This is a genomic window from Clavibacter michiganensis subsp. tessellarius, assembly GCF_021922985.1.
Taxonomy (GTDB): domain Bacteria; phylum Actinomycetota; class Actinomycetes; order Actinomycetales; family Microbacteriaceae; genus Clavibacter; species Clavibacter tessellarius.
This window is the reverse complement of the sequence record NZ_CP040788.1, coordinates 3,033,598-3,056,934: the sequence shown is the minus strand read 5'-3', so window position 1 is coordinate 3,056,934 and position 23,337 is coordinate 3,033,598. Positions and strand designations below refer to the sequence as shown.

Annotated in this window: 27 protein-coding genes; 13 read left to right on the top strand and 14 right to left on the bottom strand. The window is 74.7% G+C overall.

From position 1 onward, the window contains the following. Positions 1–11: 11 nt before the first annotated feature. On the top strand, positions 12–950 hold the full coding sequence (locus FGG90_RS14600; RefSeq protein WP_094126323.1) for an alpha/beta fold hydrolase: 939 nt from the start codon (positions 12–14) through the stop codon (positions 948–950). A gap of 154 nt (positions 951–1,104) precedes the next feature. After that, positions 1,105–1,971: a 3-hydroxyacyl-CoA dehydrogenase gene (locus FGG90_RS14595; RefSeq protein WP_094126324.1), complete on the top strand. Its 867-nt coding sequence runs from the start codon at positions 1,105–1,107 to the stop codon at positions 1,969–1,971. Positions 1,972–2,011: 40 nt separating this feature from the next. On the opposite strand, the gene FGG90_RS14590 is transcribed toward FGG90_RS14595, so the two are convergent. Then, positions 2,012–2,440 carry a BLUF domain-containing protein gene (locus FGG90_RS14590; protein ID WP_094126325.1) on the bottom strand — a complete coding sequence of 143 codons (429 nt, stop codon included), beginning with the start codon at positions 2,438–2,440 and terminating at the stop codon, positions 2,012–2,014. Between the two features lie 190 nt (positions 2,441–2,630). On the opposite strand from FGG90_RS14590, the gene FGG90_RS14585 reads away from it, so the two are divergent. Beyond that, a complete protein-coding gene (locus FGG90_RS14585) occupies positions 2,631–3,098 on the top strand; it encodes a P-loop nucleotide/nucleoside kinase family protein (protein ID WP_237583442.1) in 468 nt (155 codons plus the stop codon). 39 nt (positions 3,099–3,137) lie between these two features. Here FGG90_RS14585 and FGG90_RS14580 read toward each other — a convergent pair whose 3' ends face one another. From FGG90_RS14580 to FGG90_RS14555, 7 genes are all read right to left on the bottom strand, one after another. After that, positions 3,138–3,752, bottom strand: a complete 615-nt coding sequence (locus tag FGG90_RS14580) for a DUF2812 domain-containing protein (protein WP_237583441.1) — start codon at positions 3,750–3,752, stop codon at positions 3,138–3,140. A 2-nt stretch (positions 3,753–3,754) separates the two neighbouring features. Further along, a complete protein-coding gene (locus tag FGG90_RS14575) occupies positions 3,755–4,078 on the bottom strand; it encodes a PadR family transcriptional regulator (RefSeq protein ID WP_094126327.1) in 324 nt (107 codons plus the stop codon). 137 nt (positions 4,079–4,215) lie between these two features. Further along, a complete protein-coding gene (locus FGG90_RS14570; RefSeq protein ID WP_210433008.1) occupies positions 4,216–4,617 on the bottom strand; it encodes a hypothetical protein in 402 nt (133 codons plus the stop codon). Continuing rightward, positions 4,614–5,057, bottom strand: a complete 444-nt coding sequence (locus FGG90_RS14565) for a nucleotidyltransferase domain-containing protein (RefSeq protein ID WP_133065119.1) — start codon at positions 5,055–5,057, stop codon at positions 4,614–4,616. The genes FGG90_RS14570 and FGG90_RS14565 overlap by 4 nt, the downstream gene beginning before the upstream one ends. A 247-nt stretch (positions 5,058–5,304) precedes the next feature. Then, positions 5,305–5,433, bottom strand: a complete 129-nt coding sequence (locus tag FGG90_RS16155; protein WP_011931910.1) for a hypothetical protein — start codon at positions 5,431–5,433, stop codon at positions 5,305–5,307. Positions 5,434–5,525: 92 nt separating this feature from the next. Then, a complete protein-coding gene (locus FGG90_RS14560) occupies positions 5,526–6,815 on the bottom strand; it encodes an adenylosuccinate synthase (protein WP_094126329.1) in 1,290 nt (429 codons plus the stop codon). A 113-nt stretch (positions 6,816–6,928) separates the two neighbouring features. Beyond that, a complete protein-coding gene (locus FGG90_RS14555; RefSeq protein WP_094126330.1) occupies positions 6,929–7,405 on the bottom strand; it encodes a DUF3151 domain-containing protein in 477 nt (158 codons plus the stop codon). Between the two features lie 152 nt (positions 7,406–7,557). On the opposite strand from FGG90_RS14555, the gene FGG90_RS14550 reads away from it, so the two are divergent. The 3 genes from FGG90_RS14550 to FGG90_RS14540 all read left to right on the top strand — a co-directional run bounded on the left by FGG90_RS14550 (position 7,558) and on the right by FGG90_RS14540 (position 12,712). Further along, on the top strand, positions 7,558–8,379 hold the full coding sequence (locus FGG90_RS14550) for an SDR family oxidoreductase (protein ID WP_094126331.1): 822 nt from the start codon (positions 7,558–7,560) through the stop codon (positions 8,377–8,379). A gap of 86 nt (positions 8,380–8,465) precedes the next feature. Beyond that, the gene (locus FGG90_RS14545; protein ID WP_094126332.1) at positions 8,466–9,638 is read left to right on the top strand and encodes an exonuclease SbcCD subunit D; all 1,173 of its coding nucleotides are present in this window, start codon (positions 8,466–8,468) and stop codon (positions 9,636–9,638) included. Next, on the top strand, positions 9,638–12,712 hold the full coding sequence (locus tag FGG90_RS14540; RefSeq protein WP_094126333.1) for an AAA family ATPase: 3,075 nt from the start codon (positions 9,638–9,640) through the stop codon (positions 12,710–12,712). The genes FGG90_RS14545 and FGG90_RS14540 overlap by 1 nt, the downstream gene beginning before the upstream one ends. Positions 12,713–12,764: 52 nt before the next feature. Here the strand turns inward: FGG90_RS14540 and FGG90_RS14535 are convergent, their stop codons facing one another. Continuing rightward, positions 12,765–12,968, bottom strand: coding sequence for a hypothetical protein (locus FGG90_RS14535; protein ID WP_011931895.1), 204 nt, complete (start codon positions 12,966–12,968; stop codon positions 12,765–12,767). Positions 12,969–13,247: 279 nt separating this feature from the next. On the opposite strand from FGG90_RS14535, the gene FGG90_RS14530 reads away from it, so the two are divergent. The 4 genes from FGG90_RS14530 to FGG90_RS14515 all read left to right on the top strand — a co-directional run bounded on the left by FGG90_RS14530 (position 13,248) and on the right by FGG90_RS14515 (position 18,145). After that, positions 13,248–14,531 carry an AraC family transcriptional regulator gene (locus FGG90_RS14530; RefSeq protein ID WP_094126334.1) on the top strand — a complete coding sequence of 428 codons (1,284 nt, stop codon included), beginning with the start codon at positions 13,248–13,250 and terminating at the stop codon, positions 14,529–14,531. A 91-nt stretch (positions 14,532–14,622) separates the two neighbouring features. Continuing rightward, positions 14,623–15,333 (top strand): TetR/AcrR family transcriptional regulator, encoded by a 711-nt coding sequence (locus FGG90_RS14525; RefSeq protein WP_094126335.1) that lies wholly within the window; start codon positions 14,623–14,625, stop codon positions 15,331–15,333. Continuing rightward, positions 15,330–16,043 (top strand): hypothetical protein, encoded by a 714-nt coding sequence (locus tag FGG90_RS14520; RefSeq protein WP_094126336.1) that lies wholly within the window; start codon positions 15,330–15,332, stop codon positions 16,041–16,043. Before FGG90_RS14525 ends, FGG90_RS14520 begins: the two co-directional genes overlap by 4 nt. Continuing rightward, positions 16,040–18,145, top strand: coding sequence for a YhgE/Pip family protein (locus tag FGG90_RS14515; RefSeq protein ID WP_094126337.1), 2,106 nt, complete (start codon positions 16,040–16,042; stop codon positions 18,143–18,145). The genes FGG90_RS14520 and FGG90_RS14515 overlap by 4 nt, the downstream gene beginning before the upstream one ends. Positions 18,146–18,164: 19 nt before the next feature. Here the strand turns inward: FGG90_RS14515 and FGG90_RS14510 are convergent, their stop codons facing one another. The 3 genes from FGG90_RS14510 to FGG90_RS14500 are packed head-to-tail and all read right to left on the bottom strand — an operon-like array spanning position 18,165 to position 19,380. After that, a complete protein-coding gene (locus FGG90_RS14510) occupies positions 18,165–18,452 on the bottom strand; it encodes a hypothetical protein (RefSeq protein WP_094126338.1) in 288 nt (95 codons plus the stop codon). Then, entirely contained in the window at positions 18,449–19,054 is a 606-nt protein-coding gene (locus FGG90_RS14505) for an HD domain-containing protein (RefSeq protein ID WP_094126339.1), read from the bottom strand. Before FGG90_RS14505 ends, FGG90_RS14510 begins: the two co-directional genes overlap by 4 nt. A 29-nt stretch (positions 19,055–19,083) precedes the next feature. Then, entirely contained in the window at positions 19,084–19,380 is a 297-nt protein-coding gene (locus FGG90_RS14500; RefSeq protein WP_094126340.1) for a hypothetical protein, read from the bottom strand. A 35-nt stretch (positions 19,381–19,415) separates the two neighbouring features. On the opposite strand from FGG90_RS14500, the gene FGG90_RS14495 reads away from it, so the two are divergent. Both FGG90_RS14495 and FGG90_RS14490 read left to right on the top strand, forming a co-directional pair. Continuing rightward, entirely contained in the window at positions 19,416–19,703 is a 288-nt protein-coding gene (locus FGG90_RS14495) for a VOC family protein (RefSeq protein WP_237583439.1), read from the top strand. Then, positions 19,700–21,613, top strand: coding sequence for a LamG-like jellyroll fold domain-containing protein (locus FGG90_RS14490; protein WP_094126341.1), 1,914 nt, complete (start codon positions 19,700–19,702; stop codon positions 21,611–21,613). The genes FGG90_RS14495 and FGG90_RS14490 overlap by 4 nt, the downstream gene beginning before the upstream one ends. Positions 21,614–21,895: 282 nt before the next feature. Here the strand turns inward: FGG90_RS14490 and FGG90_RS14485 are convergent, their stop codons facing one another. After that, the gene (locus tag FGG90_RS14485; protein WP_094126342.1) at positions 21,896–22,390 is read right to left on the bottom strand and encodes a flavin reductase family protein; all 495 of its coding nucleotides are present in this window, start codon (positions 22,388–22,390) and stop codon (positions 21,896–21,898) included. Next, a complete protein-coding gene (gene fdxA / locus FGG90_RS14480; protein WP_094126343.1) occupies positions 22,387–22,713 on the bottom strand; it encodes a ferredoxin in 327 nt (108 codons plus the stop codon). The genes FGG90_RS14485 and fdxA overlap by 4 nt, the downstream gene beginning before the upstream one ends. Positions 22,714–22,915: 202 nt before the next feature. Between fdxA and soxR the strand changes: the two genes are divergently transcribed. Continuing rightward, positions 22,916–23,326 (top strand): redox-sensitive transcriptional activator SoxR, encoded by a 411-nt coding sequence (gene soxR, locus FGG90_RS14475; protein WP_094131193.1) that lies wholly within the window; start codon positions 22,916–22,918, stop codon positions 23,324–23,326. Positions 23,327–23,337: the final 11 nt, after the last annotated feature.

Genomic DNA, 23,337 nt, shown 5'->3' with positions numbered 1-23,337 from the left:
ACGCTGACGACATGAGCACCGACGCCCACGCCCCGCGCACCCTGTCCGAGCACCGGCCCGAGGACGCGGAGGACCTGACGATCGAGGTCCCGGCGGCCCGGCTGTCCGCCGTCCGCGTGCCCGCCCGCACCGGGGACCCGGCGACGGCGCCCGTCGCGCTGCTCGTGCCGGGCTTCACGGGATCGAAGGAGGACTTCTTCCCGGTCATGGGTCCGCTCGCCGACCGCGGCTTCACCGTCGTGGCGTTCTCGCAGCGCGGGCAGTGGGGATCGACCGGCCCCGGCCAGGCCGAGCCGCCCGTCGACGCCTCCGGCTACGAGCTCGAGACCCTCGGCCAGGACGTGCACCACGTGGTCGACGCGCTCGCGGGCGTCGGCGGATCCGGGGGCCGTCACGTCGCGACCGGCACCGCCCCCGCCGCGCCCCTCGGCCCCGTGCACCTCCTCGGCCACAGCTTCGGCGGCGTCGTCGGCCTGCAGGCCGTGATCCGCGACCCCGGCCGCTTCGCCAGCTACGTGCACTGGAACTCGGGCCCGCGCAGCCGCGCCGACCGCGCCGAGCAGATCGCGGCCGTCCGCGCGTCCGGCAGCGCCGGGCTCTGGCCGCTGTGGTTCCTTCCCGAGCAGCTCGACGGCGACGACCCCGAGGTGGAGTGGTTCCGCACGCGCCTCGTCGGCACGGCGTCGGCACAGCTGCTGGGCGCGCTGGAGATCATGCAGGCGCAGACCGACCGCGTCGACGAGCTGCGCGCGACCGGACTCCCGGCGCTCGTCTCCCACGGCGACGCCGACGACGCCTGGCCGCAGGAGTGGCAGCGCGACATGGCCGCGCGCGCGGGGGCCCGCTACGAGGTGATCGCGGACGCCGGCCACTCCGCGCAGGTCGACCAGCCGGAGGCGAGCGCGGATCTCCTCGCGGGCTTCTGGCGGAGCGCGGCGCCGGCCGCCTGAGCGACGGCGGGCCCGGCGCTCCTGAGGAGGACGGGCCCGGGCCGGACGGCGGCTGGCTACCGTGACGCAGACGACCGGGCGCGAAAGGCGGCCGGGCGTCATCCGGCACCCGCTCCTCGTGGGTCGCGCAGTCCCGCCGCCCAGGAGGTCCCCCATGCCCGACATCCGGAGCGTGGCCGTGCTGGGGATCGGCACGCTCGGTTCGCAGATCGCCTTCCACGCGGCGTTCCACGGCCGACGCGTCACCGCCTACGACATCAGCGAGACGGCGCTCGACGCCTCCCGACGGCGACTCGCCGGGCTGCCCGCGGCGTACGTCGACGACGCGGTGCCCGGCGCCACGCCGAGCAGCACGGCGGCCGCGCTCGCCTCCCTCCGCATCACGACGGACCTGGCCGAGGCCGTGCGCGACGCGGACCTCGTCATCGAGGCGGCGCCCGAGGTCCTCTCCGTCAAGCGGGAGCTCCACCACGCGGTCTCGCGTCTCGCGCGCGACGACGCGATCATCGCCACGAACTCCTCCTACATGCTGCCGAGCGACCTCGTCGACGTGGTGCACCTGCCCGGTCGGTTCCTGGCCCTGCACTTCGCGAACCGCATCTGGCGCTACAACACGGCGGAGATCATGACCTCCCCCTCCACCGACGCGGCCGCCGTCGACGCCGCGCGCCGGTACGCGGCGGACACCGGGATGCTCACGATCGTGATGCAGCGGGAGAGGTCCGGCTACGTGCTCAACACCATGCTCGCGCCGTTCATGCGCGCCGCCGCCGAGCTCCTCGTGGGCGGCTACGCCGACGTCGAGACCATCGACGCGACCTGGCGCACGGCGACCGGATCCCCCTACGGCCCGTTCCAGATCTACGACGCCATCGGCCTCCGCAACTCGTACGCCACGGCGCGCATGTCGGCGGATCCGAAGGTGCGGGCCTGGGCGGAGTACCTCCACGAGAACTACGTGCGGCACGGCAGGACGGGCGTCGAGACGGGCGAGGGGTTCTACCGGTACCCGAGCGCATGACGCGGTCGTCGGCGTCGGCCTCCGCGTCGGGCCGCGACCCTCAGGACAGCCGGCCGGTGTCCTCCTGGAACCAGCGGATCAGCTCGCGGAGCGCGGGCCGGATGACGTCGTCCGGGCGCTCGCCCTCGAGGTCGTCGAAGGTGTCGCGGTAGCCGGGGATCCGCTCGGCCACGCGGGCGTCGTACTTGGCCATGCCCATCGTCCAGTCGGGGAACTGCCGCTCCGTGATCCGCTCCTCCATGAGCGTGGCGATCCGGCCGTGGCGGTCGTCGGCGAGGATCGCGGCCATGCGCTCGCGCACGTCGGCCTCCTCCCCCTCGATCAGCTGGAGGAAGCGCCCCTGCCGGTGGACGAGGAGCCCGGTCAGCCCGTGCGCCGCGTTGGTCGCGCGGCTCTGGGCCAGGAGCTGGGCGAGGTCGACGTCGTCGAAGGACCGCTCGGCGGTGCTGGAGTAGACGATCGAGAGCATGGGGTCCTTCCGCGTGCGCGGGGCCGGGTCCCCGCCGCCCCTCCAGCCTGGTCCTCCGGCGCGGCGGCGACCAGGACGCGGCCGGATACGTCGCCCGGCGGATGCCGTGGGCGTCGCGCCGCCGCTAGCCTCCGGCCATGATCATCTGGCTCAACGGGACGCACGGGGGAAGACGACGACGGCGCGGCTCGTGCAGGAGCGGATCCCCGGCAGCCGCGTCCTCGACGCCGAGAAGGTCGGCGAGGTGCTCATGGACGTCCGGCCGAGCCTGCCGGCGACGGACGACTTCCAGCACTGGGCGCCGTGGCGGCCGCTCGTCGTCGAGACCGCGCGGCGCGTGCTCGAGTACGCGGGCGGCACGCTCGTGATGCCGATGACGGTGCTCGTCGAGGCGTACTGGCGCGAGATCAGCGGGGGTCTGACCGCGCACGGCGTCCCGATCCGCCACTTCGTGCTGCACGCGGACACGGACACGCTCCGCCACCGGATCCAGCACGACCAGGACCTCGGCCCGTCGGCCTTCCGCTTCTCGCGCGTCGAGCCCTACGCCGAGGCCGCCCGCACCTGGCTGCACGCGGACGCGGAGGTGGTCGACACGTCGCGCATCACGCCGGTCGAGGCGGCGGATCGGATCGCGGCGTCGGTCGCCGGCCGCTGACGCGGAGGGCTGCGGGCAACGCGGGAAGAGCTGCGTCGCCTACGCCGCCGCGATCGCGCGCCGGTAGAGGATCCCCTGGCGCACCGCCGTCACGAGCATCACGATGCACGCGGCGATCATCAGGAACGGCAGCCCCACGCGCAGGGCCACGAAGACCGACTCGAAGAGGAACGCGCCCGCGAACCGCCACCCCTGCATCTCCCACAGGCCCGGCGTGAGGTACCACTCGCCCGGCGAGAAGGCCAGGCGGAACCCCGAGCCCTCCGTCGCCAGGAGGATGGACACCACCACGAGGAGCGGCAGGAGCACCGCCGCGTTCACGTCGAGCGCGCGCTTGTAGCGCTGCGCCCGGGACCGGGCGTCGGAGAAGATGTCGGCGACCGCATCCGCCGTCGTCGAGGCGAAGTGCTGGGTCCCGCTCGTGCGGCTGCCGCTGATGTGCCGCCAGCCCGCGTCGGCGAAGAGCTGCACGTAGTCGGCGAAGTCGTCGGCGCTCATGCGGGGCCGGTAGTCGATCCGCACGACCGCGGATCCGGGTTCGATGTCCGTGGAGGAGTAGACGAACCCCCGCTTCTGCATCAGCCGCCCCTCGGCCGCCATCCGGTCGAGCCAGCGCTCCTCCTCGTCGAAGTCCACGAAGAACCTGATCACCATGGTCATCCCTCCCTGCGTGCCGGCCCGTGCGCGTGGAGCCGCACGAGGTGGGCCATCCGCTCGGCGTCCTGCCCGAGCACCTCGGATCCCCTGTCGGTGAGGAGGTAGACCTTGCGGCGCGGATCCTCGCTCGCCACCCGCGCGATGAGCCGCTGCTTCACGAGCGTGTCGAGGGCGCCGTAGAGCGTCCCCGGCGCGAGGCGCACGGCGCCCTCGCTCATCTCCTCGACGCGCGCCATGATCGCGTACCCGTGCGCCGGCTCGCGCAGCGCGAGCAGGATGCAGGCCACCGTCTCGGTGAGCGGCAGCAGCGGGTCCCTCGTCATCTCGCCCTCCTCATGTCGTCCGACTGTACAGTCGGACGACATACAGCGCAACGGAATAGTGGGATCGGGGGCGCGCTACTGCTCCGTGAAGAGCCACCTGGCTGCCACGCGCTGCTCGTGACGGGATCCTCGAAGCGCTACCCGACGACGGCAGCGGACGCGATGTCCAGCAGCGCCTCGTGTGCGCGACGCGCCCTGGCGACGTCGTCCGAGGAGACGGGGCGATGCGCGTAGCCGGCCTTGGTCTTCAGGGCGAGCAGCCTCTCGAGGTGCTTGGCCGCATCCGGGTCCGCCCGGCGGAGCATCGCCACCGACTCCTGGTGGTTGCCCGTCGGGGAGTACTCACCGCTGGCGACGATCGAGATGACGTCCCCGGAGGCGATGCCGGAATGCACCGCGAGGGTGACGTAGGCATCGCCGAACTCGTCGGCGTCATCGGAGGCCGCGTCGGCGAACAGCTCCGCGGCGTCCGCGAACTGCCTCGCCTTGCGGAATCGACCGTCCGCCTCGGTCCGCCCTGCTTCGCGAGTCGGCGTCATGTGCCTGCGACCTCCTTCCGGAAGCGCGCCGCGCTCCCCGTCAACACGATCCCCTCGTCGGCGATCGACTCCAGGAGCGGCTCCTCCGCGGCCGCCCCTCGGATGTCGTCGCGACCGTACTCGATGATCCGTGGGTCGTTTCCCGTCCACCGATGGATCCGGCGCGTGAGCTCCGAGACGTCATCCGACCATTCGTCGGAGGCGGGCCGATCTCTCACGAGCAGCAGATCGAGGTCGCTGTCGAGCCTCATGGAGAGCCGAGCCCCCGAGCCGAAGAGGACGGCGAACCGGGGTGCGACGCGGAATGCCGCGAGGGCGGCACGGATGCGGTCGTGGAGCTCGCGATCGAGACGCGAGAGGTCGAGGATCGCCGGAGCAGCGAGGTGGTCGCGGTTGAGCTTGTGCAGCACGGCCTTCCCGGCCGGTTGGGTGTCGACCACGCCCTGCTCCGCCAGACGACGAAGGACGCGGCGGATGCCCTCCGGTGATCCCGATCCCGCGAGGCTGCGGATCCGCGCGACCGTGAACCAGGAATCCGAGCCAGCGAGCACGCGGAGGACGTCCCCGTCGATCGTCGGAGTGATCGTGCGGAAGGGATGCTGGAGCTGCATGCCCAGGATCGTAGTCGATCGCCAATAATCCTGGTCGGTCGCCGAGGAAGGATGCGCGCCGGGTGCCGGACCCGTACTACCGCTCGACGACGAGCCGCCGCAGCTCCGCCGACGACACGTACCCGAACCGGTGCAGCTCGCGCCATGCCGCCACGTACTGCTCCTGGCCCATGTCGAGGTCGGCCTGGAGGCGCTCGCGGTTCATCGTGCGCGCGTCCGCCCGGCTGAGGAAGCGCGCGAGGTCCGACGCGTCGGTGCCGAGGCGGGCGTCGTCGGCCCAGCCGTCGTGGATCAGGGTCAGGCCTCGAGGAGGTCGTGCAGCACGACGACCTGCTCGCGCTCCGGGCCCACGCCCACGGCCGAGATGCGCGCGCCGCTCATGCGCTCGATGGCCATCACGTAGTCCTGCGCGTTCTTCGGCAGGTCGGCGAAGGTGCGGCAGCCCGTGATGTCCTCCTGCCAGCCCGGCAGCTCCTCGTAGACGGGCGTCGCGTGGTGGAAGTCGGACTGGGAGACGGGCACCTCGTCGTGACGCACGCCGTCGACGTCGTAGGCGACGCAGACCGGGATGGTCGCCAGGCCGGAGAGCACGTCGAGCTTGGTGAGCACGAAGTCGGTGACGCCGTTGATGCGCGCCGTGTAGCGCGCGATGGGCGCGTCGTACCAGCCGCAGCGGCGCGGGCGGCCGGTGGTGGTGCCGAACTCGAAGCCCTTGGCGCGCAGGTACTCGCCGGACGCGTCGTGCAGCTCCGTGGGGAAGGGGCCGGCGCCGACGCGCGTCGTGTACGCCTTGACGACCGCGATGATCCGGTCGAGCCGGTTCGGCGCGACGCCCGAGCCCGTGGCCGCGCCGCCGGACGTGGCGGACGACGACGTGACGAACGGGTACGTGCCGTGGTCGATGTCGAGCATGGTGGCCTGGCCGGCCTCGAAGAGCACGGTCTTGCCCTCGTCGAGCGCGGCGTTCAGCTCGAGCGACGCGTCGCCCACCATGGGGCGGAGGCGCTCCACGTAGGAGAGGAGGCTCTCCACGATCTCCTCGGCCGAGATGGCGCGGCGGTTGTAGATCTTGACGAGCATGTGGTTCTTGGCGTCGAGGGCCGCCTCGACCTTCTGGCGCAGGATGTTCTCGTCGAAGAGGTCCTGGATCCGGATGCCGACGCGGTTGATCTTGTCGGCGTAGGTGGGCCCGATGCCGCGGCCGGTGGTGCCGATCTGGCGCTTGCCGAGGAAGCGCTCCGTGACCTTGTCGATGGTGCGGTGGTAGTGCGTGATGACGTGCGCGTTGGCGCTGACGCGGAGGCGCGAGACGTCGACGCCGCGGGCGGCGAGCGCGTCGAGCTCGTGGAACAGCACCTCGATGTCGACGACGACGCCGTTGCCGATGACGGGCACGACGCCCGGCGTGAGGATGCCCGAGGGCAGCAGGTGCAGCGCGTACTTCTCGTCGCCGACGACGACCGTGTGGCCGGCGTTGTTGCCGCCGTTGAACTTCACGACGTAGTCGACGCGGCTGCCGAGGAGGTCGGTCGCGCGTCCCTTGCCCTCGTCCCCCCACTGGGCTCCGATGATCACTACTGCGGGCATGGCTCACTCCTCGTCGGGGCGGGTCGGTCGGGTCTGGATCGGGTGGCGTGCGGTGGTGCGGGCGGTGCGTGGTGCGGTGGGGCGTCGTGCGGGTGGTGCGCGGTGCGGGCAGGTCAGTCCTGGCCGCGGATGACGATGGCCTCCGTGGGCGGGAGCGCCCCGGCCGTCGCCGCCTCGATGTGGCCGGCGGCCGTGGGATCCGCGTCGCGCAGGAAGGCGCTGAGGCGCGAGACCTCGTCCTCCTCGCCGATGGCGGCGGCCGCGCGACGCAGCGCGTAGAGGGAGCGGAGGACGCCGCGGTTCGGCTCGTGGTTCCACGGCACGGGGCCCTGGCCCTTCCAGCCGGACTTGCGCAGCGAGTCGAGCCCGCGGTGGTAGCCGACGCGCGCGAACGCGTACGAGGCGATGCGGTCGCCCTGCACGTACGCGGAGTCGGCGAGCAGCGCCCAGACGAGCGACGACTGCGGGTGGTCGGCCGCGATGGCGCCGAGGGTGTCGTGATCGCCGTCGGCGTTCGCGATGCGGGCGGCGACCTCGGGCTCGTCGGCCAGGCGCGTCTCGGGGACGCCGAGCAGGTTCTCTCCAGTCACACTCGATCCTACCAAGGCGGTCCCGCGGGTCCCGATGGCGGGCGGGCTGGTCGCGGGTGTCCGTCGGGCGACGCCTGGGGAGGGATCGGCGGATCCGGGCATGGGGATCCGGCCGCGGACGTTGGCCGGAGTACCGACGAGAGGACATCCCCATGACGACCTGGTTCATCACCGGCGCATCCAAGGGCTTCGGCCGCGAGTGGGCGGAGGCGGCGCTGGAGCGCGGCGACCGCGTCGCCGCGACGGCCCGCGACACCTCCACGCTCGACGCCCTCGTCGAGCGGTACGGCGACGCCGTGCTCCCCCTGCAGCTCGACGTCACCGACCGGGAGGCCGGGATCGCCGCCGTGCAGCGGGCGGCGGAGCGCTTCGGCACGCTCGACGTGGTCGTCAACAACGCGGGCTTCGGCCAGTTCGGCGCCATCGAGGAGCTCACCGAGGAGGAGGTGCGCGGCCAGTTCGAGGCCAACGTCTTCGGCGCGCTGTGGATCACGCAGGCCGCGGTCACGATCATGCGCGCGCAGGGATCCGGGCACATCGTCCAGGTGTCGAGCATCGGCGGGATCAGCGCCTTCACCAACACCGGCATCTACCACGCGTCGAAGTGGGCGCTCGAGGGGTTCAGCCAGTCGCTGGCGCTCGAGGTGGCGGAGTTCGGGATCCACGTGACGCTCGTCGAGCCCGCCGGCTACAGCACCGACTGGTCGGGCGCCTCGGCGAAGCGCGCCGAGCCCATCGCCGCCTACGACGGCATGCGGGAGCGCCGCGCGGAGGGCTACAAGAGCACGACGCCGGGCGACCCGACGGCGACGCGCGACGCGATCCTCGCGATCGTCGACGCGGAGGAGCCGCCGCTGCGGATCTTCCTCGGCGACGGGCCGCTGGCGATCGCGGAGAAGGACTACGCACAGCGCCTCGCGACGTGGCGGGAGTGGGAGGACGTGTCGGTCGCGGCGCACGGGAAGAAGGACTAGCCCGCGCGGGCGCCGACCGGCCCGGCCGTGTCGGCGCCCTCCGGTAGCGTGACGGGCACCGCCGGCAGCCCCACGGAAGGACCCGCGTGCGCATCCTCCACACGAGCGACTGGCACCTCGGGCGCACCCTCCACGGCGAGGACCTGCACGCGCATCACGCGGCGTTCCTCGACCACCTCGTCGCGCTCGTGGAGGAGCGGGAGGTGGACGTCGTGCTGGTCGCCGGCGACGTGTACGACCGCGCGGTGCCGGGCGTCCCCAGCGTCACGCTGCTCGGTGACGCGCTCGCGCGGCTGAGCGCGCACGCCACCGTCATCGTGACGCCCGGCAACCACGACTCGGCCGCGCGCCTCGGGTTCGCGTCGGGGCTGCTGCGCGACGGGGTGCGCATCCTCGCGTCGGCCGAGGCGCTCGACGTGCCCGTGGTGCTCGACGACGTGGACGGGCCGGTCGCGATCTACGGGGTGCCGTACCTCGATCCGGATGCCGTGCGCGCGTCGCTCGCCGCCGCCGACGCCCCTCCCCTGCCGCGCTCGCACGAGGCCGTGCTGGGCGCGGCGATGGACCGGGTGCGCGCCGACGCCGCCGGACGACCGGAGGCGCGCGTGGTCGTGGTCGCGCACGCGTTCGTCACGGGAGCGGCGCCCAGCGAGAGCGAGCGGGACATCCGCGTGGGCGGGTTCGACCAGGTGCCGGCGTCGGTGTTCCGGGGCGCGGACTACGTGGCGCTCGGGCACCTGCACGGGGCGCAGGAGGTGCGGGCGGAGCAGCCCGGCATCCGGGCACCGCGCATCAGGTACTCCGGCTCGCCGCTCGCGTTCTCGTTCGGGGAGCGCATGCAGCGGAAGTCGAGCGCGCTCGTCGAGCTGGCGGCCGACGGGTCCACCACGGTCGAGCTGATCGACGCGCCGGTGCCGCGGCGGCTGGATGAGGTCACGGGCACGCTCGCGGAGATCACGGACGGACGGCACGCCGACCTCGCCGACGCGTGGCTGCGCGTGCACGTGACGGATCCGGTGCATCCGGCCCACCTCGTCGCGCGCGTGCGGGAGGCGCTGCCGCACGCGCTCGTCGTGCTGCACGAGCCGGAGGGACGGGTCGAGGGCGTGCGGTCGCGCGTGGTGGACGCCACGACGGATCCGCTCGAGGTCGCCGCCGACTTCGTGGAGCACGCGACGGGCGCGCCGCCCACCGACGCCGAGGCGCTCGTGCTGCGCCAGGCGTACGAGCAGGCCCTGGCCGCGGACCGGAGCGCCTGATGGACCTGCACCGTCTGACCCTGCGCGCGATCGGCCCCTTCGCCGGCGAGCACGTCATCGACTTCGCCGAGCTCGGGCGGTCGGGCCTGTTCCTGCTCGAGGGGCCCACCGGATCCGGGAAGTCGACGCTCATCGACGCGATCGTGTTCGCGCTCTACGGTTCGCTCGCGAGCGAGGGATCCAGCCGCGACCGCCTGCACAGCCACCACGCGGCGCCCGGCGTGGAGCCGTACGTGGAGCTCGTGTTCGAGACCGCGGCCGGGATCCACCGGGTGCGCCGCAGCCCGCAGCACCAGCGCCCGAAGAAGAGCGGCACGGGCACCACGAACCAGAACGCCACGGCGAAGCTGTTCCGGCTGTCGTCGCCGGAGGCCGAGGCGGGCGAGGTGCTCGGCACCAGCACGCAGGAGGTGGGGACGGAGATCGGGCGCATCGTCGGGCTCACGCGCGCGCAGTTCGTGCAGACCGTCGTGCTGCCGCAGGGCGAGTTCGCGGAGTTCCTGCGCTCGACGGGCGAGCAGCGGCGGCTCGTGCTGCAGTCGCTGTTCGGCACGGCCGTCTACGACGTGACCGCGAAGCAGCTCGCGGAGATGCGCACGGCCGCCAAGGCGCGCACCGACGCGGCCGACGCGCGGGTCGCCGAGGCGCTCACGGGCCTGCGCGAGGCGACGCGCGTGGAGGCGCTCGCGGTCGACGACGCGGCCGACACCGTGCGCCTCCTCGCCGAGCTGGCGGATGCGGCGGACGCGGCGCGCGAGGAGGACGAGGCCACGCGGCGCCGGGCGGCGGATGCGCGGGAGGAGGCGGAGCGGATCACGCGCGCGCTCGAACGCCGACGCACCCTCATCGCGCGCGAGGAGGCGCTGCGGGCGGAGGCCGACGAGGTCGCGCTGCTGGCGGCGCGGCTGGAGGAGGCCCGGCGGGCGGAGGCGGTCGCGGGGCCGCTGGCCGCGCGCGACCGGGCCGACGCGGCCGGGGAGCGGGCGCGCACGGCCGAGGACGCGGCCCGGGCGGCGTGCCGCGACGCGCGGCCGACGCTCGCGGACGCCTCGGCGGACGACCTCTCCGCGCGGCGCGACGCCCTGGTCGCCGAGCTCGCGACCCTGGCCGACGCGGAGGCGCGCGAACGCGGGCTGCCGGGTCGGCGATCCGAGGTGCGCGCGGCCGAGGCGGCCGTCGCCCAGCGCGAGGCGGACGCGGAGGCGGCCGAGGCGGCTCTGGCGGAGCGGCCGGGCGAGCGGATCCCGCTGGTCGAGGCCCGCGACGCCGCGGCGGGAGCGGCGGGTGGCGTCGACGCGGCCCGCACCGCGGTCGCCGAGGCGGAGGCCACGAGGCGGAAGGCGGCGGCGCTCGTCGCCCAGGACGCGCGCATCACCGCGGCCCGCGCGGCGCTGGAGTCGCGGTCGACCGACGCGGGCGACGCCGTGCGGCACGAGGCCGAGCTGCGGCAGCGCAAGGTCCGCGGTCTCGCGGGCGAGCTGGCGCGCGAGCTGGTGGCGGGCGCGCCGTGCCCGGTGTGCGGATCCGCGGATCACCCGCTCCCCGCCCCGAGCACCCCCGGCCACCCGGACGACGACGAGATCGAGGCCGCCGCCGAGGCGCGCGAGCGCGCGGGGCGGGCGCAGGCCGAGGCGGCGGCGGCCCTGGCCGCGGAGACCGCGCGGCATGAGGCCATGGCCGCGGAGCTCGACGGCGTCACGCAGGAGGACGCCGAGCGCGAGGTCGCCGACCGCACCGCGCGACTCGCCGAGGCGGAGGCCGCGGGCGGTGCGCTCCGCGCGGCCGAGGCGCGGCTCGCGGCCCACGACGCCGAGACGGAGCGGATCCGCGTCCGCCGCGAGGACGCGCGCGCCGCGCTGTCGGGCCTCCGGGAGCGCGTGATCCGGGCCCGCGAACGGCTCGCGGAGGACGCGGAGGCGGTGCGCGCCGCCCTGCGCGCGGCCGGTGCCCAGCCGGACGCCGCGTCGGACGCCGGCGTGTCCGACGCCGCCGCAGCCGCCGATGACGACACCGAGACCGACACCCCCGACGCCCCGCGCGTCGCCGCCCTGGTCGCCGACCGCGCCGAGGAGCGCGCCCTCGTCGAGCGGCTCCTCGCGCTCGCCGCCGATCGCGCGCGCACGGCCGCCGAGGCCGAGGCGCGCGCCACCGAGCTCGCCGACGCCCTCGCCGCCCGGTCGTTCGCGACGGAGGACCAGGCCCGCGCCGCCGCCCTGCCGCCGGCCGAGCTCCCGGCGCTCGCCCAGCTGGTCGCCGCGCACGAGCGGGAGCAGGCCGTCGTCGCGGAGGGCCTCGTGGATCCGGAGGTCGCGACGCTCACGGGCGCCGAGGACGCGGAGGACGCGGATCCCGCCGCCGCCCTCGCCGCCTCCCACGCCGCCCAGGCCGCCGCGCGCGCGACCGCCGAGCGCGCCGCCCGCGCGCGCGACCGGGCCGACCGCAGCGCCGCCGCCCTCGCCCGGCACGACGCCGCGCGCCGCGCGAGCGCGCTCGCGGGCGAGGAGGCGCGCGCCGCCATCCGCATGTCCGAGGTGGCGAATGCCACCAGCCCGGAGAACACGCGGGGCCTCACCCTCGGCACCTACGTGCTCCTCCGCCGCTTCGAGGACGTCGTGCAGGCGGCCAACGCGCGCCTCCGGATCATGTCGAGCGGCCGCTACGAGCTGGAGGTGAGCGAGGAGCGGGAGGCCACGAGCCGGTCCCGGAAGACGGGCCTCGCCCTGCAGATCCGCGACCACGTCACCGACCGCGTCCGCGAGCCGGCGAGCTTCTCCGGCGGCGAGACGTTCTACGCGGCGCTGAGCCTCGCGCTCGGGCTCGCCGACGTCGTGCAGGCGGAGGCGGGCGGGCTGCAGCTCGGCACGCTGTTCGTCGACGAGGGGTTCGGCACGCTGGATCCCGAGACCCTCGACGCCGTCATGTCCGAGCTCGGCCGCCTCTCCTCCGACGGCCGCACGGTCGGCATCGTCAGCCACGTGGAGGAGCTGAAGCAGCGCGTCGCCGACCGGATCGAGGTGCGGCGCCTCCCCGACGGATCGTCGACGCTCACGTCCACGGTGGCCGACCCGGCCTGAGGCGCGGCGGCGGCGGATCGGCGGGCGGGCCGAGGACCGCCGGATCAGCCCATCAGCTGAACGGGTCGCGCCGCTTCGCCGCCAGGTGCCGTCGCCAGTAGAAGGTCGCGCCGCCGCCGAGGCCCGCCGCGAGCACGAAGGCCACGACGCCGACGACGCCCAGGCCGCCGCCCGTCTGCACCGTCACGACGCCGAGCGCCACCATCACGAGGCACGAGCGCAGCAGGATGAAGGCCAGGGACCGGTCGCTCGTCATGCGGCGCCTCTCGGGATCAGGGGGCGCGGGGATCGCCCGCGGCACGAGCCTAGGCGTCCCGACGGTGCGGATCCCGTGCGCGTGGAGTGGCCGCCGCCGCAAGCGACCGGGGGACGCGCGTTCGCTCAGCGGATAGCCCCGGAGCGCGCACCAGCTCTCCTACGGGGCCGTGCCGAAGAAGGGCCAGCCTCTCGCACCGCGGAGGCCCCTCCCCGCAGGAGCGCCGTGCATGATGAGCGGGAGGGTGGAGACGACCGACACCCAGAGACACCAGGGACCATGACGACCACGCTGACCCCCGCCGGAACGAGGGACCCCTCGCGCCGCCCGCGCACGCCGCTCGCCGCCGCGGTCGACGACACCCTCGGGACGCCGGTGCCATCGGTCGCCGACGACGCCCCCGCGACCGCCGCACCGCTCCTCGAGCGCACCCCGGCCGCCTCCGACGCGGCCTCGCTCGTCGACCCCTCGCAGGACGCCGCCGCCGGCGCCGCCGCGGTCGTCGCCGCAGCCACCGCGATGATCGACACCGCCTCCGACGACGACGCGGCCGCCGCGCGCGCCGCCGCCCCCGTCGACCTCGACAGCGAGCCGGTCATCTCCGCCGCCGAGCTGGAGCCCGACCCGTTCGTCCGCGCCGTCATGTCCGGCGCCGACATCGACGAGGCCACGGCGAGCTTCGCGCCCGTCCTCGAGGGCATCCGCTTCGCCCGCGACCGCCGCACGAACTCCTTCTCCTACCGCTACGCCGTCCTCGGCGGCGAGCGCGTCACGCTCCGCACCTCGCGCATCGCGGGAACGCAGTGGGCCGAGAGCCCCCAGCGCCCCGAGCACGTGGTCACCTGGTTCCTCGAGGGGCAGATCACGGTCGACCGCGGATCCCGCGCCGTCTCCTCCCAGGGCCAGCTCCCCTTCCTCTTCCCCTCCGGCCGCCCGTTCCAGTACCAGGCGAGCTCCACGCGGCAGAACTGCGTGCACCTCGACGCCGGGTTCCTCGAGCAGACCGCGACCGAGTTCCACCACGGCCCCGCCCGCCCGCTCCTGTTCGAGCACCGCAGCGTGCCGAGCATCGAGACGGCCGCCGCGTGGCGCCGGGCGGTCGCCGCGGCCGCCCCCGTCATCACGGATCCCGACGCCTCCCCGCTGCTGCGCCTCGAGGCCGACCTCGCGCTCGCCCGCGCGACGCTCCACCTCTTCCCCTGGGACGACGTGGAGCTGCCCGCCGAGCTGCGCGCGCCCCGCATGGCGCACATCCGCGTCGCCGTGGAGTACCTGCACCACAACGCGCACCTGCCGATCACGCCGGCCGAGGCCGCGGCCGCCGCCGGCATCTCGACGCGCGTCCTCCAGCTCGCGCTCCGCCGCCACCACGGCCAGACGCCCACCGAGTACCTGCGCGGGATCCGCCTGCGCCGGGTGCGCGCCGAGCTCCTGGACGCGGCCCCCACCACCACGACCGTCCGCAGCGTCGCCGAGCGGTGGGGCTTCGCGCACCTCGGCCGGTTCGCCGCGTCGTACGCCTCCGTGTTCGGCGAGCTGCCCAGCGAGACCCTCCGGAGCTGACCCCGGACCCCGGAGCGGGAGGCGCGACGCGGAGACCGTGAATGCGCTCAGCAACTTGCACACGGCTGTGCAAGATAGCTAGCCTGGTCGCATGACCTCCCTCGCCTCCGCCCGCGCGCCCCGCAAGGACGCCGCGACGAACCGCCAGGCCCTGATCGACGCGGCCGTCGTCGCGCTCGATCGCGACCCGGACGCCTCCCTCGAGACCATCGCGACCACCGCCGGCCTCAGCCGCCGTGCCGTGTACGGGCACTTCGCCACGCGCGACGACCTCGTGCGCGAGGTGCTGCAGCGCGGCGCCCGGCGCATCGTCGAGTCGCTGGCCGGCATCGCCCACGACGACAGCCGGATCCACGTCGCCCTCATCGGCGCGCGCCTCTGGGCCGAGGTCGAGCAGGTGCGCGTGATGGCGCGGGTCGCCGTGCGCGGGCCGCTCGCCCGCGAGGTCGGCACCGAGCTGGCGCCGCTCCGGTCGGAGCTGCAGCGCGTCGTCGAGCGCGGCATCGCCGCGGGCGAGCTGCGCGGCGACATCCCCGCGCCCACGCTCGCGCGCCTCATCGAGGGCGGCGCGCTCGCGGTGCTCGACGAGGCGACCCGCAGCGACATCGGCCGCGCCGAGGGCCACTCCCTCGTGATCCTCACCTCGCTCGCGCTCTGCGGCCTCGACTGGCGGGCGGCTGGCGACCTGATCGCCGTGACGCCCGAGCTGCGCGAGGTCGCGCCGCGCGCGGACGAGGCGCCCGCGACCGCCGCCGCCGCGTCCGCCGCGTCGACCGCGTCGACCGCCGGAGCCGCCTCGTGATCGTCACCCTGACCGACGCGCGCGTCGGCGACGGCCCCGCCCCCGCCCTGCCCGCCGTCTCCCTCTCCTACGGCGGCCCGGATCCCGTGGTCGCCGTCGCCGAGACCGAGCTGCGGCCGACCGTGCTCTCGCTCGTGGCGTCCGGGCGGATGCGCCTCGACGGCGGGACGATCGCGATCGACGACGGCAGCTCCGCCCCGCAGACGGACGCCGACCCGAAGGACGCCGCCGCCCGCGTCGCCGAGCGGGTCGCGCTCGTCGACACCCCGCGGATCAACGAGCCCGCCGACGACGTGTCGCTCCGCGCGGTCGTCGCCGAGGAGCTCGCCCTCGCCGGGCACCGCTCCGGCCGGCACGAGGTCGGCGTCATCCTCGACGATCAGGGCCTCGCCGACCTCGCGCGCGCCCCCTTCTCCGCGGTCCCTGCCGTCGCCCGGATCCGCCTGCTCACGACGCTCGCCGCCAGCCGCGCGGGCGTCGAGGCCGTCGTCGTCACCTCGCCCGAGCGGCACGGCGGCGCGGTCGGCGAGTGGATGCGCGTCCTCCACGACCTCGCCCGCGCCGGCACCGGCGTCCTCGTCGTCACGAGCGAGGCCGCCGCCGAGGCGATCGCCGCGCTGCCCGCCGACGACCCGGTCGCCGCGCCCGCCGACCCCGCCGGCGCCCCCGACTCCCCCACCCCCTCGATCGACGGAACGCAGACCCGATGAGACTGATCCCCCTGGTGCGCGCCGAGCTGACGCGCCTCACCGCCACCACCATGTCCAAGATCGCGCTCGTCGCGCTCGTGCTGGTGCCCGTGCTCTACGGCGGGCTGTACCTCTGGGCGAACCAGGATCCGTACAGCAGCCTCGACAGGGTCCCCGCCGCGCTCGTCGTGGCCGACCAGGGCGCCACGGTCGACGGGAAGCCGGTCGACTACGGCACCGACGTCGCGAAGGACGTGCTCGACGACGCCTCCTTCGACTGGCACGAGGTCTCCTCCGCCGAGGCGCGCACCGGGCTCGAGGACGGCACGTACGACTTCACGCTCACCATCCCGTCCGGCTTCTCGGCGGCGCTCTCGTCGGCGTCGGGCACGGATCCGCAGCAGGCCCGCGTGGTCATGGCCACCGACGACGCCAACAGCTACCTCGCCACCACCATCGCGCAGCAGGCCGGCGCGCGGATCACGAAGTCGGTCGCCTCGCGCGTCGGCACCGAGGCCGCGGGCAAGCTCCTGCTCGGCCTCGCGGACGTGCGCTCCAGCCTCGGCGACGCGGCCTCGGGCGCGCAGCAGCTCGTCGACGGGACGGCCAGCGCGCGCTCCGGCGCGGACGCGCTGGCGGACGGGAACGGGAAGCTCGCGACCGGTGCAGACACGCTCTCCTCCGGCCTCGGCCAGCTCCGCACGGGCACGGCGCAGCTCCCCGCGCAGACGAAGCAGCTCGCCACGGGTGCCGACCAGGTCGCGTCGGGCGCGGCCACGCTGTCGTCCGGCGCGACCGAGCTCTCGACCGGCGCGGCGGCGCTCACGCCGGGCGCGCAGCAGACGGCGGCGGGTGCGCGCCAGGTCGCCGATGGCAACGCGCAGATCGCGGCCCTCGGATCGCCCGCCACCGCGAGCGTGGACCAGCTCGCCGGGAGGGTCCCGGCGCTCCGGACCGCCATCCAGGACCGCATGGCGAAGGCGGGCATCCCGCAGGCCGACATCGACGCGGCCCTCGCGAAGCTCGACGTGCTCGGCACCGACATCACGGGCGCCGCCGCGAAGGCCGACGGCTTGAATACCCAGCTGCAGCGGCTCGCCGCCGGCAGCGAGCAGGTCGCCCAGGGCAGCGCGCAGGTGGCCGACGGCGCCGCGAAGCTGCAGACCGGATCCGCCGCGCTCGCCCAGGGCGCCGGCACGCTCGCGTCCGGCAGCTCGCAGGTCGCGACGGGCGCGGATGCACTCTCGAAGGCCTCCCCCGCCCTCGCCGACGGCATCGCGAAGGCCGCCGACGGCAGCGCGACCCTCGCGACCGGCGCGCACTCCGCGTCCGACGGCGCGACCTCGCTCGCGTCCGGCCTCGGCACGCTGCAGGACGGCACCGTGAAGCTGCGCGACGGCCTCGACTCCGGGCTCGACCAGATCCCCGCCTCCACCGAGGCGCAGCGCGACGCGCAGGCCGACACGATCGGCGATCCGGTCGCGCTCCGGCAGGACGCCGTGACCCAGGCCGGCGAGTACGGCGCCGGGCTCGCGCCGTTCTTCATCAGCCTCGCCGCGTGGATCGGGATCTACGCCCTGTTCCTCATCGTGAAGCCGCTGTCGCGCCGCGCGATCACGGCCCGGAAGGCGCCGCTCCGGATCACCCTCGCCGGCTGGCTGACGCCCGCGCTCCTCGGCGTCGTGCAGATGGCCGGCCTCTACGCGATCGTGGCCGGGGCGCTCGGCTTCCGCATCGCCCACCCGCTCGCCATGTACGGGACGATGGTGCTCGCCTCCATCACGTTCGCGGCGATCATCCTCGCGCTCAACGTGCTGCTCGGCAGCGTCGGCCAGTTCCTCGGCCTGGTGCTCATGGTCGTGCAGCTCGTGACCGCGGGCGGCACGTTCCCCTGGCAGACCCTGCCCGGGCCGCTCGCCGCGCTGCACCACGTGCTCCCGATGAGCTTCGCGGTGGACGCCCTCCGCCAGCTCATGTACGGCGGCGACCTCGGGCAGGCCGCCCAGGACGCCGGCGTGCTCGCGCTGTGGCTGGTCGCCGGGCTCGCGGTGGCGCTGGCCGGGGCGGTCCGGATCACGTCGCACCGCACGCTGCGCGACCTGCGGCCGTCGCTGATCGGCTGATCCGGGCGCGCCGGCCTCCTCAGCGGTCGGCGCGCGGGGGTCGATCGTCGCGACGGGCGCGCCCGCCCAACCGGATCCCGAGAGCGAGCGCCAGGCCCGCGAGACCCGCGACGAGCACCCCCGCGCCCACGACCGCGGTCGTCGTGAGGAAGTGCACGCCGGATCCGCGGAACGGGTTCCCGGGGCCGACGGCCGCGAACGAGCCGATGACGACCGGCTGCGACAGCGCGACGACGAGCGCGACCGCCCCGCCCGCGGTCGCGAGCACCGCCACGGCGAGCAGCACGCGCATCCCGGTGCGGCTCATCGGAGGGCCTCGAGCGGGTTCGCCGCGAGCTTCGCGATGACGCCGCCGTCGACGAGGCGGCGGGCGGCCGTCGTCGGCTTCCGCTCCGCCTGGTCGACGACGCACGCGCCGAACTCGGCGGCGAGGTCGCCGCGCGGATGCACCGCGAGCACCTCCCGCAGGTACCCCTCGGGGAGCACGTCGGCGCGCGCACCGGAGATGTCGAGCCCGGTCGCGATCTCCAGGAGGTGCCCCTCGACGTCGAGCTCCGGATCCACCGACGGCCAGTTGTGCCGCACGATCGCGTCGAGCACGCGCTGCCGGCGGGCGGCCGGCCAGCCCGCGCCGGCCGTGAGCGCGACGCCCACGTGCCCGCCCGCGTGCTCGTACGAGACCGTGTGGTTGTCGAACTCGGCGACCGTGCCGATGTCGTGCAGGACGGCGGCGACGTAGAGGATCTCGTGGTCGACGCCCGCCAGCCCGTCGACCACCGCGAAGGCTTCGGCCCACAGCCACGACCGGATCCCGTGGGCCGTGATCGCGGCGGACTGGTACGAGGTCGCGAGGTCGAGGGCGCCGCGGGCGGCTGCCGTGTCGGGTACGGGGAAGTCGGCGATGCGCATGGCCCACTGTCGCACGGGCCGGTCCCGGGTCAGGTGTCGTCGCGGCGGTCGGAGCCGTGGTCGGACGCGGAGTCGGAGCGGCGGCCGATCCGGATCCCCACCGCGAGCGCCAGGGCGACGACGCCGAGGGCGAGCACGGCGGCGGACACGAGCGCCCCCGTCGAGACGAGGTGCACGCCCGACGGCACGAACGACTCGCCGGACAGCGGCGCGTACGCGAACCAGCCGGAGGCGGCGGGCTGCGTCAGCCCGACGCCGAGGGTCACGGCCCCCGCCACCACGGCGAGCGTCGCGACGACGAGCAGGAGGCGCGGCAATCGGGTCACGGATCCACCGTAGGGGCGGGCGATGCGGTGCGGGGATGATCCGGCCGCAGGACGTCACCCGCCTCGTCCGCGACCACGACACGGCGCTCGCGTCCTTCCTCGAGACGGACGACTTCGCCGCCCCGCACGCGCGGATGCTCGCGCACGGCGTCGTCTTCCCCGAGGAGCCGCCTCACGAGCCGCATGGGACCGTCGCGGTGTTCGAGGATCCGTACGGTGCGCCATGGGACCTCATCCAGCCGCCGGTCGATCGACCCGCCGCCGCCCGTCCACCGCGCCGTCGCACCGCATTCACCCGCCGGCCCTACCGTCGTCGTCCGTGACCCAGGATCCGACGACGCCTCCCTCCTCCCCGCTCTCCCGACGCGGCTTCCTCATCACCAGCGGCGCCGCCGGTGCGCTCGGGGTGGCCGGGCTGGGCGGTGCGCTGCCCGCGGCCGCCGCGACCGCGTCCGACGACGCGCTCGGCGCCAGCGCGGTGAGGACCCCGGCCGCACAGCAGGGATCCGGCGCCCGCTGGAAGCCCGACACCTCGTCGCCCCGCTTCACGATCGCCGTGCTGCCCGACACGCAGTACCTCTTCGACGGCGCCGCCATCCACCCGGAGCCGCTCGAGGCGTCGCTCCGCTACGTGCTCGCCGAGCGCGACCGGCACAACATCGTGTTCCTCGCGCACCTCGGCGACGTGACCCAGAACGGCGCCGCGAAGGAGATCCAGGCCGCGAGCGCGCAGTTCACGCTCCTCGACAAGGCCGGCGCCGCGTGGAGCGTGCTGGCCGGCAACCACGACGTCCCCTCCTCCACCGACGACCAGCGCGGACGCACGCCCTACCTCGACGCGTTCGGGCCCAAGCGGTTCAAGAAGTCCCCGAGCTACCGCGGATCCAGCCCCGACGGCTACAACTCGTTCCACACCTTCACGGCGGGCGGCCGCGACTGGCTCGTCCTCGCGCTCGACTGGCGCACCAGCGCCCGTGGCGTCGAGTGGGCGCGGGGCGTCCTCCGGGCGCACCCGACGCTGCCGGTGATCCTCACGGCGCACGACATCGTCGACTCGAAGCCCGACGGATCCGCCGCGCTCGACGCCTACGGCCAGGGCCTCTGGGACGCGTTCATCTCCCAGCACGACCAGATCTTCCTCACGCTCAACGGCCACTACTGGAAGCCGGGGCGCACCACGCTGAGGAACCGCGCCGGCCACGACGTGGACCTGCACCTCGTGAACTACCAGGACCGCTACTACGGCGGCGCCGCGATGATCCGGCTGTACCACGTGGACCTCGAGCGGAACGCGATCGACGTCGAGACGCTGTCACCCTTCCTCCTCGGGGGCGGCCTCGGCACGGGCAACGAGCTCGCGGACGAGGAGGCGCAGCTCTCCGGCGACGTGGACCGCTTCACGGTGTCGGTCGACTTCGAGCAGCGGTTCGCCGGCTTCGCGCCCGTGCCCGTGCGCGCCGCCCGGCCCGCCGCGCAGATGCTCGTGCCCGGCACGGTCGCGTACTGGCGCTTCGAGGGGCAGCCGGACGGATCCGCGCTGGGCCCCGCCACCCGGATCCGCGACGCCTCCGGCCACGGCAACGACCTGGTCGTCGCGAACCGCGCGGGCGCCGCCTCCGGATCGCTCCGCTTCTCCGCGGAGCACCACGACGACTCGCCGAGCGCCGGCAGCCTCACCCTCACGGGCGGCAAGGCCACGGGCGACCACCTCCGCACCGTGGACGGCGCCCCGCTCGACACGGCCACCTTCCGCCAGGGCTACACGTTCGAGGCCTACCTGCGGATCCCCGAGGGCTACGGCGGCGGCGACGCCTGGAGCTCGATCCTCTCCCAGTCGGCCTCCGCGAAGGACGCCGGCAAGGCGACCTCCTCGGGCGACCCGGACGAGCCCGCCGTGGTCCTCACGGTCTCCGGCAGCCGCGAGATGCAGTGGTGCGTCTACCCGACCAGCCAGGACGGACCCCTCACGAACTGGTCGCACGAGCTGCCCGCGGCCACGTGGTGGCACGTCGCGGTGGTCAACGACAGCCAGCACACGACGATGTACGTCGACGGCAACCCCGTCGTGCGGAACCCCACGACGTCGAACCGCGGGCTCGCCTCGGCCGGCAAGTCGTGGCTCGTCGGCGCGAACCACTACGGCGGGAAGCTCGACCACGTGTTCCCCGGCTCCATCGGCGACGTGCGCATCGTGGAGCGCGCGCTGAAGCCCTCGGAGTTCATGAACGCGTGAGGCCGGCCGCCTGATGCGGCGGCGTCGCCTGAGGGGGAGGGCGGCCGTCCGGGGCTCACAGCTCCGGGCGGTCGTCCTCGGGATCGGCGACTCGGATCTCCCCTTGTCTCCCTATTTCTGTCAAATCTCGACAGACATGGGGATACATCGGGAGATCATCGATCGCCTGCCGTCGTGCAGACACGACCGGCGGGGATCCGCCATCGCGATGCCTGCCCGAGAGCCCGAGGGGCCGGCGCGCCCGACTCGAGGATGAACTCGCGGCGGGCGGCCGCCCGCGGCCTACAGCTCCGGGTGGTCGTCCGCGAGCAGGTGGAAGCGGCGGTCGCGGTAGACGAGCGGCGGGGCGGGCTCGCCGAGGATCACGTCGAGGACCTCGGCGACGACCAGCACGGATCCACCGACCGGCACGGTCTGCAGCGTGCGGCAGCGGAGGGCGGCGCGCGCGTCGGCGAGGAGCGGCTCGCCGGTCGGCAGCTCCTGGAAGCCCTGCTCCTCCGTGAAGCGCGGCGATCCGGAGACGGCGAAGGCGCGGGCCAAGGCGGCGTGGTGACCGGCGAGCAGGTGCACGACGTAGCTGTCGGCGGAGAGGATCGCGCCGGCGGAACCCGTGGCGCGCGTCACCGAGAACGAGAGCGCGGGCGGATCCACCGAGAGAGAAGCGACGCTCGACGCGGTGAGCCCGGACGGCCCGTCGGCGGTGCGGGCCGTGATGAGCGCGACGCCCGCCGGGTGCCCGCGGAACGCGGCCTTGAAGAGGTCGGTGTCGGCGCTCACGCGTGCTCGCCCTGCGGCGGGAGTTCGGCGATGACGGGGTGGTCCTTCGGCACGACGCCGATCTTCGTGGCGCCGCCGGGCGAGCCCAGGTCGGCGAAGAACTCGACGTTCGCGGTGTAGTAGTCCGACCACTTCTCGGGCAGGTCGTCCTCGTAGTAGATGGCCTCGACGGGGCACACCGGCTCGCAGGCGCCGCAGTCCACGCACTCGTCGGGGTGGATGTAGAGGGAGCGCTCGCCCTCGTAGATGCAGTCCACCGGGCACTCGTCGATGCAGGCGCGGTCCTTCACGTCGACGCACGGCAGGGCGATCACGTAGGTCACAGGGCGTCTCCACGGGTGGGGGCCGTCGTGACGGCGGGGCGGGTGATGCGCATGGTCTCCAGGGTAGAACCTCACGTACCCTTGAGGTCAATCGGGAGGGGACGTCGTGGCGGATGCGCAGGAGCCGGCGGGCGTCGCGCCGACGCCCCGGCACGCGCCCACGCCCCGGCACGCGCCGGACGAGCTGCTCACGGTCGGCGAGATGAGCCGCCGGACGGGCGTCGCCGCGTCCGCCCTCCGCTTCTACGAGGACCTCGGCCTCATCGCGGCCGAGCGCACGCCGGGCAACCAGCGCCGGTACGCGCGGCACATGCTGCGGCGGGTGTCGCTGATCACGGTGGCCAAGCGCCTCGGGATCCCGCTGTCCGACGTGCAGGCGACCTTCGACGACGTGCCCCTCGACCGCCCGCCGAGCCACGCCGACTGGCAGCGCGCGTCGCGCCGCTGGAAGCGCCTGCTCGAGGAGCGGCGCCGCAGCATCGAGCGCCTGGAGCGCGAGCTCACGGGCTGCATCGGCTGCGGCTGCCTCTCGATGCGCGCCTGCGGCCTCCTCAACCCGGACGACGCGCTGGGCGACCGCGGAGCCGGGCCCGTGCGGGTGCAGGACGCCTGATCCGGCGGCCG

What these genes read in the sequence shown, in the direction of transcription:
- FGG90_RS14600 (WP_094126323.1), top strand. Translation starts at nt 12, where the DNA reads ATGAGCACCGACGCCCACGCCCCGCGCACCCTGTCCGAGCACCGGCCC.
- FGG90_RS14595 (WP_094126324.1), top strand. Translation starts at nt 1,105, where the DNA reads ATGCCCGACATCCGGAGCGTGGCCGTGCTGGGGATCGGCACGCTCGGT.
- FGG90_RS14590 (WP_094126325.1), bottom strand. Translation starts at nt 2,440, where the DNA reads ATGCTCTCGATCGTCTACTCCAGCACCGCCGAGCGGTCCTTCGACGAC.
- FGG90_RS14580 (WP_237583441.1), bottom strand. Translation starts at nt 3,752, where the DNA reads ATGGTGATCAGGTTCTTCGTGGACTTCGACGAGGAGGAGCGCTGGCTC.
- FGG90_RS14575 (WP_094126327.1), bottom strand. Translation starts at nt 4,078, where the DNA reads ATGACGAGGGACCCGCTGCTGCCGCTCACCGAGACGGTGGCCTGCATC.
- FGG90_RS14570 (WP_210433008.1), bottom strand. Translation starts at nt 4,617, where the DNA reads ATGACGCCGACTCGCGAAGCAGGGCGGACCGAGGCGGACGGTCGATTC.
- FGG90_RS16155 (WP_011931910.1), bottom strand. Translation starts at nt 5,433, where the DNA reads ATGAACCGCGAGCGCCTCCAGGCCGACCTCGACATGGGCCAGGAGCAG.
- FGG90_RS14560 (WP_094126329.1), bottom strand. Translation starts at nt 6,815, where the DNA reads ATGCCCGCAGTAGTGATCATCGGAGCCCAGTGGGGGGACGAGGGCAAG.
- FGG90_RS14550 (WP_094126331.1), top strand. Translation starts at nt 7,558, where the DNA reads ATGACGACCTGGTTCATCACCGGCGCATCCAAGGGCTTCGGCCGCGAG.
- FGG90_RS14540 (WP_094126333.1), top strand. Translation starts at nt 9,638, where the DNA reads ATGGACCTGCACCGTCTGACCCTGCGCGCGATCGGCCCCTTCGCCGGC.
- FGG90_RS14535 (WP_011931895.1), bottom strand. Translation starts at nt 12,968, where the DNA reads ATGACGAGCGACCGGTCCCTGGCCTTCATCCTGCTGCGCTCGTGCCTC.
- FGG90_RS14530 (WP_094126334.1), top strand. Translation starts at nt 13,248, where the DNA reads ATGACGACCACGCTGACCCCCGCCGGAACGAGGGACCCCTCGCGCCGC.
- FGG90_RS14525 (WP_094126335.1), top strand. Translation starts at nt 14,623, where the DNA reads ATGACCTCCCTCGCCTCCGCCCGCGCGCCCCGCAAGGACGCCGCGACG.
- FGG90_RS14515 (WP_094126337.1), top strand. Translation starts at nt 16,040, where the DNA reads ATGAGACTGATCCCCCTGGTGCGCGCCGAGCTGACGCGCCTCACCGCC.
- FGG90_RS14510 (WP_094126338.1), bottom strand. Translation starts at nt 18,452, where the DNA reads ATGAGCCGCACCGGGATGCGCGTGCTGCTCGCCGTGGCGGTGCTCGCG.
- FGG90_RS14505 (WP_094126339.1), bottom strand. Translation starts at nt 19,054, where the DNA reads ATGCGCATCGCCGACTTCCCCGTACCCGACACGGCAGCCGCCCGCGGC.
- FGG90_RS14495 (WP_237583439.1), top strand. Translation starts at nt 19,416, where the DNA reads ATGATCCGGCCGCAGGACGTCACCCGCCTCGTCCGCGACCACGACACG.
- soxR (WP_094131193.1), top strand. Translation starts at nt 22,916, where the DNA reads ATGAGCCGCCGGACGGGCGTCGCCGCGTCCGCCCTCCGCTTCTACGAG.